Source organism: Symbiopectobacterium sp. Eva_TO (assembly GCF_053848865.1).
The window spans coordinates 1068881-1083413 of sequence record NZ_JBSPEY010000004.1; the positions used below are offsets into that span (position 1 = coordinate 1068881).

General features: G+C 51.6%; 10 protein-coding genes and 9 pseudogenes. 9 read left to right on the forward strand and 10 right to left on the reverse strand.

Annotated elements, in window-relative coordinates; all coding sequences use genetic code 11:
- Nucleotides 1-103: 103 nt before the first annotated feature.
- Nucleotides 104-280, reverse strand: coding sequence for a hypothetical protein (locus tag ACWWJF_RS07490; RefSeq protein ID WP_455869096.1), 177 nt, complete (start codon nt 278-280; stop codon nt 104-106).
- Nucleotides 281-339: 59 nt separating this feature from the next.
- On the opposite strand from ACWWJF_RS07490, the pseudogene yegS reads away from it, so the two are divergent.
- Nucleotides 340-1230 (forward strand): annotated as a pseudogene (gene yegS / locus ACWWJF_RS07495) (lipid kinase YegS).
- Nucleotides 1231-1238: 8 nt separating this feature from the next.
- Here yegS and psiE read toward each other — a convergent pair.
- Nucleotides 1239-1646 (reverse strand): phosphate-starvation-inducible protein PsiE, encoded by a 408-nt coding sequence (gene psiE / locus ACWWJF_RS07500; protein WP_264623672.1) that lies wholly within the window; start codon nt 1644-1646, stop codon nt 1239-1241.
- A 289-nt stretch (nt 1647-1935) separates the two neighbouring features.
- A pseudogene (locus ACWWJF_RS07505) lies at nt 1936-3303 on the reverse strand (efflux RND transporter permease subunit); the annotation flags it as partial.
- 73 nt (nt 3304-3376) lie between these two features.
- On the opposite strand from ACWWJF_RS07505, the gene ACWWJF_RS07510 reads away from it, so the two are divergent.
- Nucleotides 3377-4566, forward strand: a protein-coding gene (locus tag ACWWJF_RS07510) for an IS3 family transposase (protein WP_455869097.1) whose coding sequence is annotated in 2 segments (ribosomal slippage) — nt 3377-3632 and nt 3632-4566 — 1191 coding nt in all. Because the reading frame shifts where the segments join, the coding sequence is not laid out codon by codon here.
- 34 nt (nt 4567-4600) lie between these two features.
- On the opposite strand, the pseudogene ACWWJF_RS07515 reads toward ACWWJF_RS07510, so the two are convergent.
- Both ACWWJF_RS07515 and ACWWJF_RS07520 read right to left on the reverse strand, forming a co-directional pair.
- Nucleotides 4601-5152: pseudogene (locus tag ACWWJF_RS07515) on the reverse strand (integrase core domain-containing protein); the annotation flags it as partial.
- A gap of 180 nt (nt 5153-5332) precedes the next feature.
- A pseudogene (locus ACWWJF_RS07520) lies at nt 5333-5821 on the reverse strand (helix-turn-helix domain-containing protein); the annotation flags it as partial.
- A 287-nt stretch (nt 5822-6108) separates the two neighbouring features.
- Here ACWWJF_RS07520 and yqaB point away from each other — a divergent pair.
- From yqaB to ACWWJF_RS07540, 4 genes are all read left to right on the forward strand, one after another.
- Entirely contained in the window at nt 6109-6675 is a 567-nt protein-coding gene (gene yqaB, locus ACWWJF_RS07525) for a fructose-1-phosphate/6-phosphogluconate phosphatase (protein ID WP_455869098.1), read from the forward strand.
- Nucleotides 6672-7100, forward strand: coding sequence for a YqaA family protein (locus ACWWJF_RS07530; RefSeq protein WP_455869099.1), 429 nt, complete (start codon nt 6672-6674; stop codon nt 7098-7100). The genes yqaB and ACWWJF_RS07530 overlap by 4 nt, the downstream gene beginning before the upstream one ends.
- Nucleotides 7101-7179: 79 nt before the next feature.
- The gene (gene gshA / locus ACWWJF_RS07535) at nt 7180-8739 is read left to right on the forward strand and encodes a glutamate--cysteine ligase (protein ID WP_455869100.1); all 1560 of its coding nucleotides are present in this window, start codon (nt 7180-7182) and stop codon (nt 8737-8739) included.
- 95 nt (nt 8740-8834) lie between these two features.
- Nucleotides 8835-9074, forward strand: coding sequence for a hypothetical protein (locus ACWWJF_RS07540; RefSeq protein WP_455869101.1), 240 nt, complete (start codon nt 8835-8837; stop codon nt 9072-9074).
- Here ACWWJF_RS07540 and ACWWJF_RS07545 read toward each other — a convergent pair.
- Nucleotides 9021-9134: pseudogene (locus ACWWJF_RS07545) on the reverse strand (IS110 family transposase); the annotation flags it as partial. The gene ACWWJF_RS07540 and the pseudogene ACWWJF_RS07545 sit on opposite strands and share 54 nt — an antisense overlap.
- A gap of 171 nt (nt 9135-9305) precedes the next feature.
- Nucleotides 9306-9398: pseudogene (locus tag ACWWJF_RS07550) on the reverse strand (hypothetical protein); the annotation flags it as partial.
- Nucleotides 9399-9446: 48 nt separating this feature from the next.
- On the opposite strand from ACWWJF_RS07550, the pseudogene ACWWJF_RS07555 reads away from it, so the two are divergent.
- A pseudogene (locus ACWWJF_RS07555) lies at nt 9447-10141 on the forward strand (IS1 family transposase).
- 14 nt (nt 10142-10155) lie between these two features.
- Here the strand turns inward: ACWWJF_RS07555 and ACWWJF_RS07560 are convergent.
- Nucleotides 10156-10980 (reverse strand): annotated as a pseudogene (locus tag ACWWJF_RS07560) (IS110 family RNA-guided transposase); the annotation flags it as partial.
- 233 nt (nt 10981-11213) lie between these two features.
- On the opposite strand from ACWWJF_RS07560, the gene luxS reads away from it, so the two are divergent.
- Entirely contained in the window at nt 11214-11714 is a 501-nt protein-coding gene (luxS, locus tag ACWWJF_RS07565) for an S-ribosylhomocysteine lyase (protein ID WP_455869102.1), read from the forward strand.
- On the opposite strand, the gene ACWWJF_RS07570 is transcribed toward luxS, so the two are convergent.
- Together ACWWJF_RS07570 and ACWWJF_RS07575 are read right to left on the reverse strand one after the other, a co-directional pair.
- Nucleotides 11707-12875, reverse strand: a protein-coding gene (locus ACWWJF_RS07570) for an IS3 family transposase (protein WP_455868400.1) whose coding sequence is annotated in 2 segments (ribosomal slippage) — nt 11707-12620 and nt 12620-12875 — 1170 coding nt in all. Because the reading frame shifts where the segments join, the coding sequence is not laid out codon by codon here. The genes luxS and ACWWJF_RS07570 overlap by 8 nt on opposite strands.
- A 57-nt stretch (nt 12876-12932) precedes the next feature.
- Nucleotides 12933-13175 (reverse strand): hypothetical protein, encoded by a 243-nt coding sequence (locus tag ACWWJF_RS07575; protein WP_455869103.1) that lies wholly within the window; start codon nt 13173-13175, stop codon nt 12933-12935.
- Nucleotides 13176-13322: 147 nt separating this feature from the next.
- Between ACWWJF_RS07575 and ACWWJF_RS07580 the strand changes: the two are divergent.
- Nucleotides 13323-14528, forward strand: a pseudogene (locus ACWWJF_RS07580) (IS3 family transposase).
- The last annotated feature ends 5 nt before the right edge of the window (nt 14529-14533 follow it).

Sequence of the window (14533 nt, forward strand, 5' to 3'; positions counted from 1 at the left end):
GACCTCTTGCAGAAGAATTGCGTTTAGCCTGTAGGTGATTCCCGCCAGCGCGGGAATCACAGTGGGGCACAATCTGCGACTTTTTGCAAATTTTAGAAACAGATCACATCAATACCCTTACTATCTGGTTAGTATTGCGTCGCTGAGAAAATCTGGAACGAAAAATAAGCGTAGTGATACTACTAGGAACCACCTCCTTGGCCAGCTCAATCTCCCTTGGGCTGGCTTTTTCTTTGCTTTTTTCTGCTTTATCCCTTGTTCTGATACCGCTCTCGGCCATTTCTGGCTACGCTGTGTATACCTGTCATTGCCTCTTTTCAGCGCAAAAAGGAGCACGCCATGAGCCAACATCATCCCGTATCCCTATTGATTTTCAACGGAAAAAACACCGATAACGACATATTGCGCAGCGCAAGAGTACAGAAAAGCTGGATTTACGCTGCATGTGCGCGTGACCTGGGAACACGGTGATGCTAAACGCTACATTGAGGAAGCCGTGCAGCTTACGGTGGATAATGTGATTGCAGCCGGTGGGGATGGCACGATCAATGAGGTCGCCAGCGCACTGGTGCAATGTGCCCCAGCCCAGCGTTTGGGATCATCCCACTCGGCACAGCGAATGATTTTGCCACCAGTTGCCAGATCCCGCTTGATGTCGAACATGCATTAGCGTTGGCGTTAAAAGGGCACGCGACACCGATCGATGTCGCCTGCGTCAACGACAGCCACTATTTTATCAATATGGCGACAGATGGTTTTGCCACTCGCATCACCACAGAAACACCCTCGAAGATGAAATCCGCACTGGGAGGTGCATCTTACGTGCTGCACTCCTTGCTGCGTATGGATATGCTGACCGCAGAGCGCTGCGAGATTCGTGGCCCCGATTTTCAGTGGTCAGGCGATACGCTGGTGATCGCCATCGGTAACGGGCGGCAGGCGGGCGGCGGCCAACCGTTGTGCCCGGAAGCGCTGATCAACGATGGGCAATTGCAACTGCGCGTACTCTCAGCCAAGGAGTTGTTGCCTAACATGCTTCAGGCGTTGTTCACTGGCAGCGAGAACCCGAATGTGATCGCCGCGACCTTGCCCTGGTTGGAGATCGTTGCGCCCGATAACATCACCTTTAACCTGGACGGCGAGCCGTTAAGTGCCAACCGATTCCGTATCGACATCGTGCCAGCTGCCTTAACCTGCCGATTGCCGCCACAGTGTCCACTGTTGGCCTGAATGACAGATTACTCCCGTTTAAGCCGCTTGCTATTCGCCAGATAGAGCGTCACTACCAGCACCAGAATAGCGGCGGCATACGCCAAGGTATCCAGCGGATCTTTATGGTCTACGATGATCAGGCGAATAATCGCGGTAATGCCGATATAGACAAAATAGCGCAGAGGGAAATGGTAGCCCGATTGAAAATACTTCACGATAAGCGCAATAAACTCAAAATAGAGAAAGTAGATAACAATCCCTTCAATGAGCTGAAAAGAAGAATCTTTTTCACTGCTGATCAGCAGTACTTGCGCCAGATGAAATGTCTCTTTCATCAGGAAAATCACCAGAATGGTCGCCAGCAGCAATAACCCAATATTGAGTATCGTCTGAAGCATTTTCGCCACTTTGAGCCCGCGCGCAGAACCCGGCATATGCAGTACTTCATCCATAGGTATTTACCTTACATCATCATCAACGCACCATGCAGCATAGTGGCATGGCTCCTGCAAGGGTACGGCAGGCAGATGTCGTTATTATGTCGCTGAGGCTTATGCCGTCAGTCGTTGTCATGCCATAGCGGTTTTTTACCACACTACGCCGCATTTTTACTCATAACGTTTTGGCATTATTTCATTACGCCACTGATACCACGGGGGAGAAATGACATAGCCAGGCAGCACGCTACCTGGCTATGAAAATAAGGCAGAATTGTCAGCGTCCTCAGGAGGCCACTGATGCTTTTTTCTCGTCCCGGTTCATACAACTGTAAATCACTGGCAATACCAATAATGTCAACACAGTAGCAAAACCCAGACCAAACATGATCACCACCGTCATGCTTTGGAAAAAGGCATCGATCAATAACGGGGCCAACCCCAGAACCGTGGTAAACGCGGTGAGCAGGATAGGACGCAAACGGGAGGTCGATGCATCGATAATGGCATCACGCATGTTTTTTTGCTCGCGTTGCAAGCAAATCTCTTCAACCAACACAATACCGTTACGAATCAACATCCCGCTCAGGCTAAGCAAGCCAATCAACGCCATAAATCCGAACGGAATCCCCGTAAGCAGGAACCCGACGGTGACACCGATTAACGCCAGCGGTACGGTAAGCCAAATGGCAATCGCATGTTTCACCGAGCTGAACATCAATACGGTGATGATAAACATCACGATAAAGGCAATGGGTAAGCTGGTGAGCAGCCCCTCCTGTGCCTCTTTTGTACTTTGATAGTCACCGCCCCACTCGAGGCGATAGCCATGCGGCAACGCAATGTCATCAATAGCAGGCTTAATGCGCCCCAGCAACTCGGCAGACGTTTCGCCACTCTGCGATGAAGGATCGGCCTGTACCGTCAGCGTACGCATGCGATCGCGACGCATGATCAACGGATCTTCCCATTCAGTGGTGAAACGGTTAACCACGTTATCGATCGGAATGAATGCCTGTCGCGCCTGACTCCAGATCATTACGTCATTGAGCCTGTCAGCGTTTAACCGCTCCGCATCCGGAGTGCGCAACACGATAGGCATCAACCGTGTTCCGTCACGGTATAACCCCACATTGATACCGCCGAAGCTCATCCGCAACGCACTGTCGATCTCACGCTTGTCGACCCCCAACTCACGCCCAAGATAATCCGAAAACTGCGGGCGAATCACTTTACTGCTCTCCTGCCAGTCATGCATCACCCCGTCGGAATCGGGGTCAGCCCTCGCTATCTGCTCCGCCGTAGCCGCCAACGAACGCAGTATCGTGGGATCGTTACCAATAAATCGTGCTTCGATCGAACGGTTATTGGACGGGCCAAACATAATGCGCTTCGCCTGACCTTTCACCGCCGGGTAGTTATCACGCACATAGGCTTCGACATCCCTAATCAACGGCGGGATCTGATTCAGCGCGTCCGTACGCACCAGTATCTGCGCATAGTTGGCGTATTGCCGCTGGGCGTTGTAGGTCAGCATAAACCGTAACGCCCCCTGCCCTACCGTCACCATGGTATTGTCGACACCAGGTTGCTCGCTGATGTGCTTTTCGATTTCCGCCGCAATCTTCTCTGTATAAGCGATATCGGTGCTGTATGTAGTGGCACACTGATACTGGCCACCTGAGCGGAGGTGATATGCTCACCTCATCAACACGACAGGTGACCTCATGGGTAAACATTTTACGGCGGAATTTAAGCTCGAAGCCGCAAAGCTGGTTGTCGACCACGGCTACACATACGTTAAGGCCGCAGAGGCGGTTAATGTCAGCCATTCTGCCATTAGTCGCTGGGTCAATAAGCTTCGCCTTGAACGACAGGGAAAAACGCCAACGGGACTTCCTCTTACCCCTGAACAGCTCGAGCTGCGTGAGATGAAGAAAAAAGTCCAATGCCTTGAAATGGAGAACGAAATCCTAAAAAAGGCTACGGCGCTCTTAATGTCGGACTCACTCAACGGTTCACGGTAGTCGACAGGCTGAGGGCGCGATACCCGGTCACGGCGTTGTGCCAAACTTTTGAGGTACATCGCAGCAGCTACAGGCACTGGCAGGCTTCCGCTAATGAACCCGACGGTGAGCGCGTGGTTAAGTGTAGCCGCGTCATGGAAGCCTGGAACGCCAGCGGCGGCTCTGCCGGCGCTCGAAGTATCGCGACCATCGTCACCGGCAGCTCCGGTGTCAAAATGGGGCGCTGGCTGGCTGGCAAGCTGATGAAGGAGCTGGGTATCGCCAGCTGCCAGCGACCGGCTCACAAATACAAACGCGGCGGCAATGAACACGTTGAAATACCGAACTATCTCAACCGCCAGTTCGCGGTTACCGCGCCGGATCAGGTCTGGTGCGGCGATGTGACCTACATCTGGACGGGCAAATGCTGGGCTTACCTTGCGGTGGTGCTAGATCTGTTCGCCCGCAAACCGGTGGGCTGGGCCATGTCGACGTCGCCGGACTCGGCGCTGACAGTTAAAGCGTTGCAGATGGCCTGGGAACTCCGGGGACAACCAACAGGAGTCATGTTCCACAGCGACCAGGGCAGCCACTATACCAGCCGTCAATACCGGCAAGCCCTGTGGCGCAGCCGGATAAAGCAGAGTATGAGTCGGCGGGGTAACTGCTGGGATAATGCGCCAATGGAGCGGTTCTTCCGCAGCCTGAAGACAGAATGGGTGCCGACAAAGGGTTACAACAGCTTCAGCGAAGCCCAGGACGCGATTATCCGCTACATCACGGGGTATTACAGCGCTATCCGGCCTCACTGGTATAACGGCGGCTTAACTCCAAACGAATCTGAGCGACTGTTCTACATACAGTCTAATGCGGTGGCCAATATTAGTTGTATTAGCTCAGACCTGATCTGACAGTTACCGGTTATTTATACAGGTGTCTGTCAGATTAAATCTGGTTCAGATTTTTTTCTGCCCAGACTCGTTTACCATCAAGTAACGTGGCCATTGGCGTACGCCCGCAGCACATTTTACCCTGATGAGTTCGCTCATTATTGTAATGCCACAACCAGTTGTCCAGATCCTTTTGTAGACTTTCTAGGTCCTCGTATAACGTCTTACGGAACGCAACCTGATAAAAATCCTGCAAAATAGTTTTATGGAAGCGCTCGCAGATACCGTTTGTCTGCGGAGACATCGCTTTCGTTTTCGTATGGTCTATATCGTTGATAGCCAAGTACAGCTGATAGTCATGTTGTTCCACTTTACCGCAGTACTCCGTCCCCCTGTCGGTCAGTATTCTTAGCATTGGCAGCCCCTGAGCTTCGTAGAACGGCAGCACGCGATCATTGAGCAGGTCGGCGGCAGAGATCGGTGCTTTACTCGTGTAAAGCTTGCAGTGCGCCACTTTCGAGTACGTATCCACGAACGTCTGCTGGTAGATACGGCCAACACCTTTCAGATTACCCACGTAGAAGGTGTCCTGCGACCCCAGATAACCCCATATCGTTATACACATCTTTCTAACGCACTGTTTAATCAATGAGTTACGGGTTTATCTCAGAGTGGCATTTTGAACCTCAAAAAGCCAATGGGATGGCTTGAATGCCTTAATTCACGGGGTTCTGAGCATCCTGTTCAAAAAATGGCCAAAAGATGTGTATAACGATATGAGATAACCCGGGTGAGCAGTCTCTATTTCACCACAGGCTTCGTCGTCGTGCGCCTTCTTCTCCAGTGCAGCGATTTGAGCATCAGTAAGTACGATGCCTTCTCTGGCAACTTTTTCCTCAAGTGCCTTCAGGCGCTTACGAAAGTTTTCCAGATCGTGTCGTTGCCAGATGGAGCGCACACCGCTGCCAGAAATGAAGACGCCTTTTTTACGCAGCTCATTACTGGTCCGGTGCTGGCCATGAGCCGGGAACTCAATGGCGTAATCAACAACCGCACGTTCAGTGGCTTCATCAGCACGGTTTTTCAGGTTGGGAACCCGGCGGTTTTGGTTAACCAGAGCGTCAATGCCGCCTTCTGCCGCCAGTTCCTGATAGCGATAAAACGTGTCGCGTGACACCCCCATGATTTTACAGGCTTTTGATACGTTACCGAGTTCTTCGGCGAGATTGAGCAGGCCGGCTTTGTGTTTGATGATGGGATTGTTAGTATGAAGCATGAGAGTTACCTCGTGTTTTGTATAAGGATTCGACACCCATATCAAAACCGGTAACTCTCAACCTTTCAAGATCCAGTGTCAGATCAAGTCGCGACTAATACAGTTAATCATAATATCCCATGCTTTCCCTTTGATTTTATCCCCAGCGTTACCTGCACGCGGCTAATCCACCCTTGCTAACCGCTTATACACCGATAGCCTTGCTTTTTGTGGTTTTATTGAACCAGCGACATCATTTTGACTTTGCGCTAAAGTAACGGCTCTTTTGCGCTATTCACGGAGTCACGATGTACGATCGTTATCAAGGTCTTATTTTTGATATGGATGGCACCATCCTCGATACTGAGCCCACACACCGCGCAGCCTGGCATAACATTCTGGGCAAGTACGGCATGACCTATGATGCTCAAGAAATGGTGGCGTACAATGGTGCTCCCATTGAGAAAATCGCAGCGGTGATCCTGGCCCGGCATAACGTGGATATGGACCCAAAGGCGCTGGCCACTGAAAAGCTGGCACTGGTGGAAGAGATGCTGTTTGATACGGTTAAGCCGTTGCCCTTGATTGACGTGGTGAAAGCGTACCAGGGACGTCGACCTATGACGGTTGGCACCGGTAGCCCACGCCACCTGGCTGACAGGCTGCTACGTCATCTTGGCTTGCGCGACTACTTTGTTGGTATTGTCGGCGCGGAGGATGTACTGCATCATAAACCGTTTCCTGACACCTTCCTGCGCTGCGCCCAGCTCATGCAGGTAGAGCCTGAAACCTGCGTCGTATTTGAAGATGCGGATTTTGGCATTCAGGCAGCGCAGCGCGCAAACATGGCTGTTATCGATGTGCGCACGCTGTGAGTGCCTTCTGGGGACTGGTTTCTCTCTTCTGGAGTAGTTTTCTCAGCGCGACATTATTACCTGGCAGCTCTGAAGTGCTGCTGGTCTCTTTATTGGTGGCGAAGGTTACCGGCGCGGTGCCGCTGATTGTCGTGGCAACAATAGGCAATACGCTGGGCGGTATGACCAATCTGGTGCTGGGGCGTATTCTGCCACAGCCAAAGCCGCGTACCGGCACGTTAACGGCGCTACGCTGGTTGCAGCGTTATGGTCCGGTGGCGCTTTTGTTGAGTTGGGTACCGGTTATTGGCGACGTGCTATGCGTGGCAGCGGGATGGCTGCGCATGCCGTGGTTGTACTCCACGCTTTTTATCTGTATCGGGAAAGCGCTGCGTTATATCGTGGTGACCATCGTGGCATTACAAGGAATGACTTTGTGGTCATAACGTATAGCACTGTATTTTAGTAGAGATGATACGATTTCATTATGCGAACAATCATTACATCTAACAGCGGGTGGTCGATTTGATCCCGGATATATCACAAGCGTTGACCTGGCTTGAACATCACCCTGATGCGGTGAAGGGGATTCAACGCGGTATTGAACGCGAAACGTTACGCGTACAGCCCAATGGACATTTGGCACAGACAGGGCACCCAGAAAATTTAGGGGCGGCATTAACCCATCCCTGGATCACAACGGATTTCGCAGAATCCTTATTAGAATTTATTACGCCTGTTGATCGGGATGTCGATCACCTGTTGGCATTCTTACAGGACATTCACCGCTATGTCACGCGTAACATCGGTTCTGAGCGGTTATGGCCGTTTAGCATGCCGTGTTTTATTCCCGATGAGACAAATATCGATCTGGCTCAGTACGGCACATCGAACGTTGGCCGGTTTAAAACGCTCTACCGTGAGGGGTTGAAAAACCGCTATGGCGCGTTGATGCAGACCATTTCCGGCGTGCATTACAACTTTTCACTGCCGCTTGCATTCTGGCAAGCGCGTGCGGGCGTCTCTGACGCTGAAAGTGGTAAGCAGGAGATATCCGCCGGTTATTTTCGTTTGATCCGCAACTACTACCGTTTCGGATGGGGGATTCCTTATCTGTTTGGCGCATCGCCCGCCATCTGCTCTTCTTTTTTGCAGGGGCGTGAAACGGCATTGCCGTTTGAACGTGGCGAAAACGGGCTCTATTATCTTCCCTACGCGACCTCATTGCGTTTGAGTGATCTGGGCTACACCAACAAATCACAGAGCGATCTGGGCATCACGTTTAATACGCTGGATGGATATGTGGCAGCGCTGAAGCGTGCGATCAAAACGCCGTCAGCGGAATATGCCGCGATGGGGGTTAAACAAGGCGATCGCTACTTGCAGCTCAATACCAACGTGTTGCAGATTGAAAATGAGCTGTATGCGCCGATCCGTCCTAAACGTGTAACTCGCAGTGGCGAAACGCCCTCTGATGCGCTGATGCGCGGCGGCATTGAGTATATTGAAGTACGCTCACTGGATATCAATCCCTTTACGCCGTCGGGTGTCAGCGCCGAGCAGGTGCGTTTCCTCGATCTGTTCCTGATCTGGTGCGCACTGGCTGATGCGCCGGAAATGGATAGCGCCGAACTGCAATGTACCCGTAAAAACTGGAACCGTATTATTCTTGAAGGGCGCAAACCGGGGTTGACCGTCGGTATGGGATGTGAAACGCGGCAGCAGCCATTGGCCGATGTTGGACATGCCTTGTTCCTCGATCTGCGCCGCGTGGCAGAAGTGCTGGATAGAGAACATGAACAGCCCTATTATCAGCAGGTCTGCGACGAGTTGAGCGTAGGGTTTGATAAGCCGGAAAACACGTTCTCCGGGCGTCTGTTGCCGCTATTGAAAGCGCAGGGCTGCGGTAATCTTGGCTTGACGTTGGCAGACCGTTATCGTGAGCGGCTCAGTCAAGAGCCTTTAGCGGTGTTGACGGAGGCGCAGTTTGTTGCCGAGAGTGAACGCGCCTGGCAAAAACAGCGCGCGCTGGAAGCGCAAGATACGCTGTCGTTCGAGGCCTATCTGGCAGCGACTCAGGCTTGAGCAGACACTAGATAAAGAAATCTATGGTCACCCCCATTTTTGCAACACTGATCTTTGATTAATGGTGGGCTTGCTTAAATCTATCCGGCGTCTTTATGGCCAAGGATGCCCGCGCCACGATGAGTTTCGCACCTGATATTCCTAAAAAGACCATCGGCTTCATTGAGCCATTTTCATTTTTTGGTTTTATATCAGGCCGTCAGGCCGTTCATGTCATCAATAATCAGTCTTCGCAAAACCAGATGGGTAACTTCGTTAAATTGCTGACTGTTAGACCAGCATTACTGTTCAAACACGGTATTTCGTGTCGTTATTGCCCAAGCTATTCGAGCTAATTTATTTGCTAATGCACAGCACACAACGCAAGAATGTTTCCTGCCCAACTGAGACCTTACCCCATATCGTTATACACATCGTTCTAACGCACTGTTTAATCAATGAGTTACGGGTTTATCTCAGAGTGGCATTTTGAACCTCAAAAAGCCAATGGGATGGCTTGAATGCCTTAATTCACGGGGTTCTGAGCATCCTGTTCAAAAAATGGCCAAAAGATGTGTATAACGATATGACCTTACCCAATCAGCTAATCTCCCTGATTGATGGTCAATTCTTAGGATAAATACCCGCGCACATTGAACAAGCAATCGGCGGTAATGCCTTCAAATAGTTGGCTTTTGTGATATTCTGCCGCTATTTGAGGTTTCCACGTGGTTACTGTTTTTGTTCATTGCCCTCGCTGCCATTCAGATAAAGTTTATCGACATGGCCTTAGTCCAACTAAGCGCGAACGCTTCCGGTGTCAGTGCTGTCGCCGTGTATTCCAGCTTACCTACCGCTATGAAGCGAGAAAGCCGGGAGTCAAAGAGCAGATCGTTGATATGGCCTTCAACGGTGCCGGTGTTCGCGATACCGCCAGAACGTTGAAAATCGGCATCAATACGGTCATCCGGGCTTTAAAAAGCTCTCGCCCCGCAGGATAACGTCTTCTCCCGTTGCTCACGCCGACGTCGCCCTTATCTGTGAACTTGATGAGCAATGGAGCTTCGTTGGCAGTCAGGCGCTACAGCACTAGCTCTGGTACGCTTACAATACCAAAACGGGCGGTGTTCTGGCCTACACTTTTGGCCCCCGAACCGATGAGACCTGCCGTGAATTGCTGGCTCTGTTGACACCGTTCAACATCGGCATGATTACCAGTGACAACTGGGGCAGCTATGCAAGAGAGGTTCCGAAGCAGAAACATCTGACTGGCAAGATCTTCACGCAACGCATAGAGCGCAATAACCTGACGCTCCGTACCCGCATTAAACGACTGGCGCGTAAAACGATTTGCTTCTCGCGCTCCGTCGAGATCCACGAAAAAGTCATCGGAGCCTTCATCGAAAAACACATGTTCTACTAATTGGAGTCATTACCCAATCGGCGAAGGTTTTTATCTCCACGCTTGTTAATACCCAGCAGAGTATTCTTCCCTCCAGTACTGTATTGGCGGGGTACAAGACCGGTGGAAGCGGCAAAATTACGACTGTTTTCATATTGCTTGCCATCGCCTAACTGTGATGACAAAACGCTGGCTGTTATCGGTCCAACACCAGGGATGGTCATTAAATGCTGGCCAGTTTCATCTAGAGAGAGTGCCTGCCCAAGTTCTCTTTCGAGCTCTGCTATCTGCCCAACCAAATATTGGTAATGATCGTGTAATCGAAGCAGCAACTGTGCCAGATAAGGTGGCAAGTCATTATCAGCCAGAACAGCTGAAAGCCTTTTGATTACCGCAATACCTTTCGGCATGCTGAGACCAAACTCCAGTAAAAAAGCATGCATTTGGTTAGTCGTTTTAACGTTGTCTCTGACCAACGACTCCCTGACGCGATGCAAGGCTCGCATAGCCTGCTGAGCCTCAGTTCTTGGCTGCACAAACCGCATGGAAGGGCGTGATCCGGCTTCGCATATTGCTTCGGCATCAACGAAATCGTTCTTGTTGCTCTTGACAAAAGGGCGGACAAACTGCGGAGAGATCAACTTTACTTCATGCCCCAGCTCACTGATCCGACGAGCCATAAAATGGGCACCGGCGCAGGCTTCCATTACAACGGTAGTAGGTGTACACGTAGCCAGAAACTCGATGAGTTTGGTGCGGGTAAACTTTTTCCGCAGTAATGCCTTGCCTGATTTATCCTGACAATGAATGTGAAAAGAATGTTTGCCGAGATCGATACCAATAAGCGTGACGTTTTGCATGATGGCCTTCTCCATAAAGAAACACCCTGTCAGCGTACCGCTCACAGGGTGGGGGTGACCATCTCATTAGGCCATGGTATAAGGCCATGGTATAAGCCGTGTCCGAAAAACATCTCTGAGAAATAGGGATGATGATGATAAATGCGCGTCTTTCATAGAGTCAGACTCGTTGGGAACCAAAAAGTTTCTTGGAAAGATGAAAAAAGTCATTTTTTTTATGAGGAGGTGGCAACATGCCGTTATTAGATAGCTTCACCGTAGACCATACCCGCATGGCAGCACCGGCGGTTCGAGTGGCTAAAACCATGACAACCCCTCATGGCGACACCATTACCGTGTTCGATCTGCGTTTCTGTCGCCCGAATAAAGAGGTGATGCCGGAGCGCGGTATTCATACGCTGGAGCACCTGTTTGCCGGTTTCATGCGCAACCATCTCAATGGTGATAGCGTTGAAATTATCGATATTTCTCCGATGGGTTGCCGCACGGGATTCTACGTGAGCCTGATTGGCACACCGGCAGAGCAACGCGTGGCTAAAGCCTGGAGCGCGGCGATGGAGGATGTGCTCAAAGTGACCGATCAACGCAAAATCCCTGAGCTAAACGAGTTCCAGTGCGGCACCTATGAGATGCACTCTCTGGAAGAGGCTCAGGACATTGCACGCCATATTCTGGCGCATCCGATTGGCGTCAACCAGAATGACGATCTGGCGTTACCTGTAGTGGTCAACTAATATTGGCCACCGCATTAGACTGTATGTAGAACAGTCGCTCAGATTCGTTTGGAGTTAAGCCGCCGTTATACCAGTGAGGCCGGATAGCGCTGTAATACCCCGTGATGTAGCGGATAATCGCGTCCTGGGCTTCGCTGAAGCTGTTGTAACCCTTTGTCGGCACCCATTCTGTCTTCAGGCTGCGGAAGAACCGCTCCATTGGCGCATTATCCCAGCAGTTACCCCGCCGACTCATACTCTGCTTTATCCGGCAGCGCCACAGGGCTTGCCGGTATTGACGGCTGGTATAGTGGCTGCCCTGGTCGCTGTGGAACATGACTCCTGTTGGTTGTCCCCGGAGTTCCCAGGCCATCTGCAACGCTTTAACTGTCAGCGCCGAGTCCGGCGACGTCGACATGGCCCAGCCCACCGGTTTGCGGGCGAACAGATCTAGCACCACCGCAAGGTAAGCCCAGCATTTGCCCGTCCAGATGTAGGTCACATCGCCGCACCAGACCTGATCCGGCGCGGTAACCGCGAACTGGCGGTTGAGATAGTTCGGTATTTCAACGTGTTCATTGCCGCCGCGTTTGTATTTGTGAGCCGGTCGCTGGCAGCTGGCGATACCCAGCTCCTTCATCAGCTTGCCAGCCAGCCAGCGCCCCATTTTGACACCGGAGCTGCCGGTGACGATGGTCGCGATACTTCGAGCGCCGGCAGAGCCGCCGCTGGCGTTCCAGGCTTCCATGACGCGGCTACACTTAACCACGCGCTCACCGTCGGGTTCATTAGCGGAAGCCTGCCAGTGCCTGTAGCTGCTGCGATGTACCTCAAAAGTTTGGCACAACGCCGTGACCGGGTATCGCGCCCTCAGCCTGTCGACTACCGTGAACCGTTGAGTGAGTCCGACATTAAGAGCGCCGTAGCCTTTTTTAGGATTTCGTTCTCCATTTCAAGGCATTGGACTTTTTTCTTCATCTCACGCAGCTCGAGCTGTTCAGGGGTAAGAGGAAGTCCCGTTGGCGTTTTTCCCTGTCGTTCAAGGCGAAGCTTATTGACCCAGCGACTAATGGCAGAATGGCTGACATTAACCGCCTCTGCGGCCTTAACGTATGTGTAGCCGTGGTCGACAACCAGCTTTGCGGCTTCGAGCTTAAATTCCGCCGTAAAATGTTTACCCATGAGGTCACCTGTCGTGTTGATGAGGTGAGCATATCACCTCCGCTCAGGTGGCCAGTATCAGTGTGCCACTACATACCGAAGGATAAACTGGCAGAGTTGCATATCTAAAAAATAAAAAAGGCACCCTTCACCAGGTGCCTTTTTTGTTTGCATATCGTCACGGATAAAGCGTATTCTGATGTAGCCCCCTGTAACACCAGACAGTAGCTGTATCTCCAGATAAGAGATCATATCGTTATACACATCTTTTGGCCATTTTTTGAACAGGATGCTCAGAACCCCGTGAATTAAGGCATTCAAGCCATCCCATTGGCTTTTTGAGGTTCAAAATGCCACTCTGAGATAAACCCGTAACTCATTGATTAAACAGTGCGTTAGAAAGATGTGTATAACGATATGATAAGAGATAGGCTTAGATATATGTCTAACAATCATGCTAATTTTGAAATGACCGGGATCCTGTTAGGGCAAGAAGTCCGTAAGCGTAAAACTCCGCAAGAGAAAATCGCCATCATTCAGCAGACATGGAGCCGGGGATGAACGTCTCCCATGTAGCCCGCCTGCATGGCATCCAGCCCAGCCTTTTGTTTAAGTGGAAGAAGCAATACCAGGAAGGAAGCCTCACCGCCGTTGCGGCCGGAGAAGAAGTGGTTCCAGCTTCGGCGCTGGCGACTGCCCTCAAGCAGGTCCGGGAGCTACAGCGCCTTCTGGGTAAGAGACGATGGAAGTTGAGATCCTCAAAGAAGCAGTGGAGTACCGCCAGTCGCGAAAATGGATAGCGCACGCGCCCTTGTTGCCAAAGGACGGGGAATAGCTCTGGTCAGCCGCGCCATGAGCGTGTCGCGTGCGCAGCTGTCACTGCGGGTTAACCGTTCTGCCGACTGGCTGGACAGGCGCAGCAACCGGCGTAATGACGAAGCTGATGCTGAGATATTATCGGACATCCTCCGTATCATCAGCGACATGCCCAGTTACGGTTACCGCCGAGTGTGGGGTATCCTGCGTAAGCAACGTCGTGCAGAGGGACTTCCACCGGTGAACGCCAAACGGCTTTACAGGATAATGAGCGAGCATAACCTGCTGTTGTTGCATGATAAAACTGAACGTCCGAAGCGGGAGCATAAAGGCAAAATCGCGGTAGCAGAGAGCGATATGCGCTGGTGCTCAGATGGCTTCGAGTTCGGTTGTGACAACGGCGAGAAGCTGCGGGTGACGTTCGCACTGGACTGCTGCGACCGGGAGGCCATAGACTGGGCAGCGAGCACCAGGGGTTATGACAGTTCAACCGTGCAGGATGTGATGCTGAGGTCGGTGGAAAAACGCTTCGGTAGCGCGCTGCCGGATAAACCAGTGCAATGGCTGACGGATAATGGTTCAGCGTACACAGCGCATGAAACGCGGAAGTTCGCCAGAGAACTGAATCTGGAGCCCTGCACAACAGCAGTGAGCAGTCCACAGAGTAACGGCATGGCAGAACGATTCGTGAAGACGATGAAGGAAGATTACATCGCCTTCATGCCAAAACCCGATGTGCGAACAGCGCTGAAGAATCTTGCAGCGGCGTTCAATCATTACAATGAAAACCATCCGCACAGTGCGCTGGGATACAACTCCCCAAGAGAATATCGGCGCCAGCGGGCATCGTTAACTTAAGATAC

Excerpts from the sequence above, each read along its gene's own strand:
- ACWWJF_RS07490 (WP_455869096.1), bottom strand. The coding sequence starts at position 280 with ATGGCCGAGAGCGGTATCAGAACAAGGGATAAAGCAGAAAAAAGCAAA.
- ACWWJF_RS07540 (WP_455869101.1), top strand. The coding sequence starts at position 8,835 with ATGGCCAAGGATGCCCGCGCCACGATGAGTTTCGCACCTGATATTCCT.
- yqaB (WP_455869098.1), top strand. The coding sequence starts at position 6,109 with ATGTACGATCGTTATCAAGGTCTTATTTTTGATATGGATGGCACCATC.
- psiE (WP_264623672.1), bottom strand. The coding sequence starts at position 1,646 with ATGCCGGGTTCTGCGCGCGGGCTCAAAGTGGCGAAAATGCTTCAGACG.
- luxS (WP_455869102.1), top strand. The coding sequence starts at position 11,214 with ATGCCGTTATTAGATAGCTTCACCGTAGACCATACCCGCATGGCAGCA.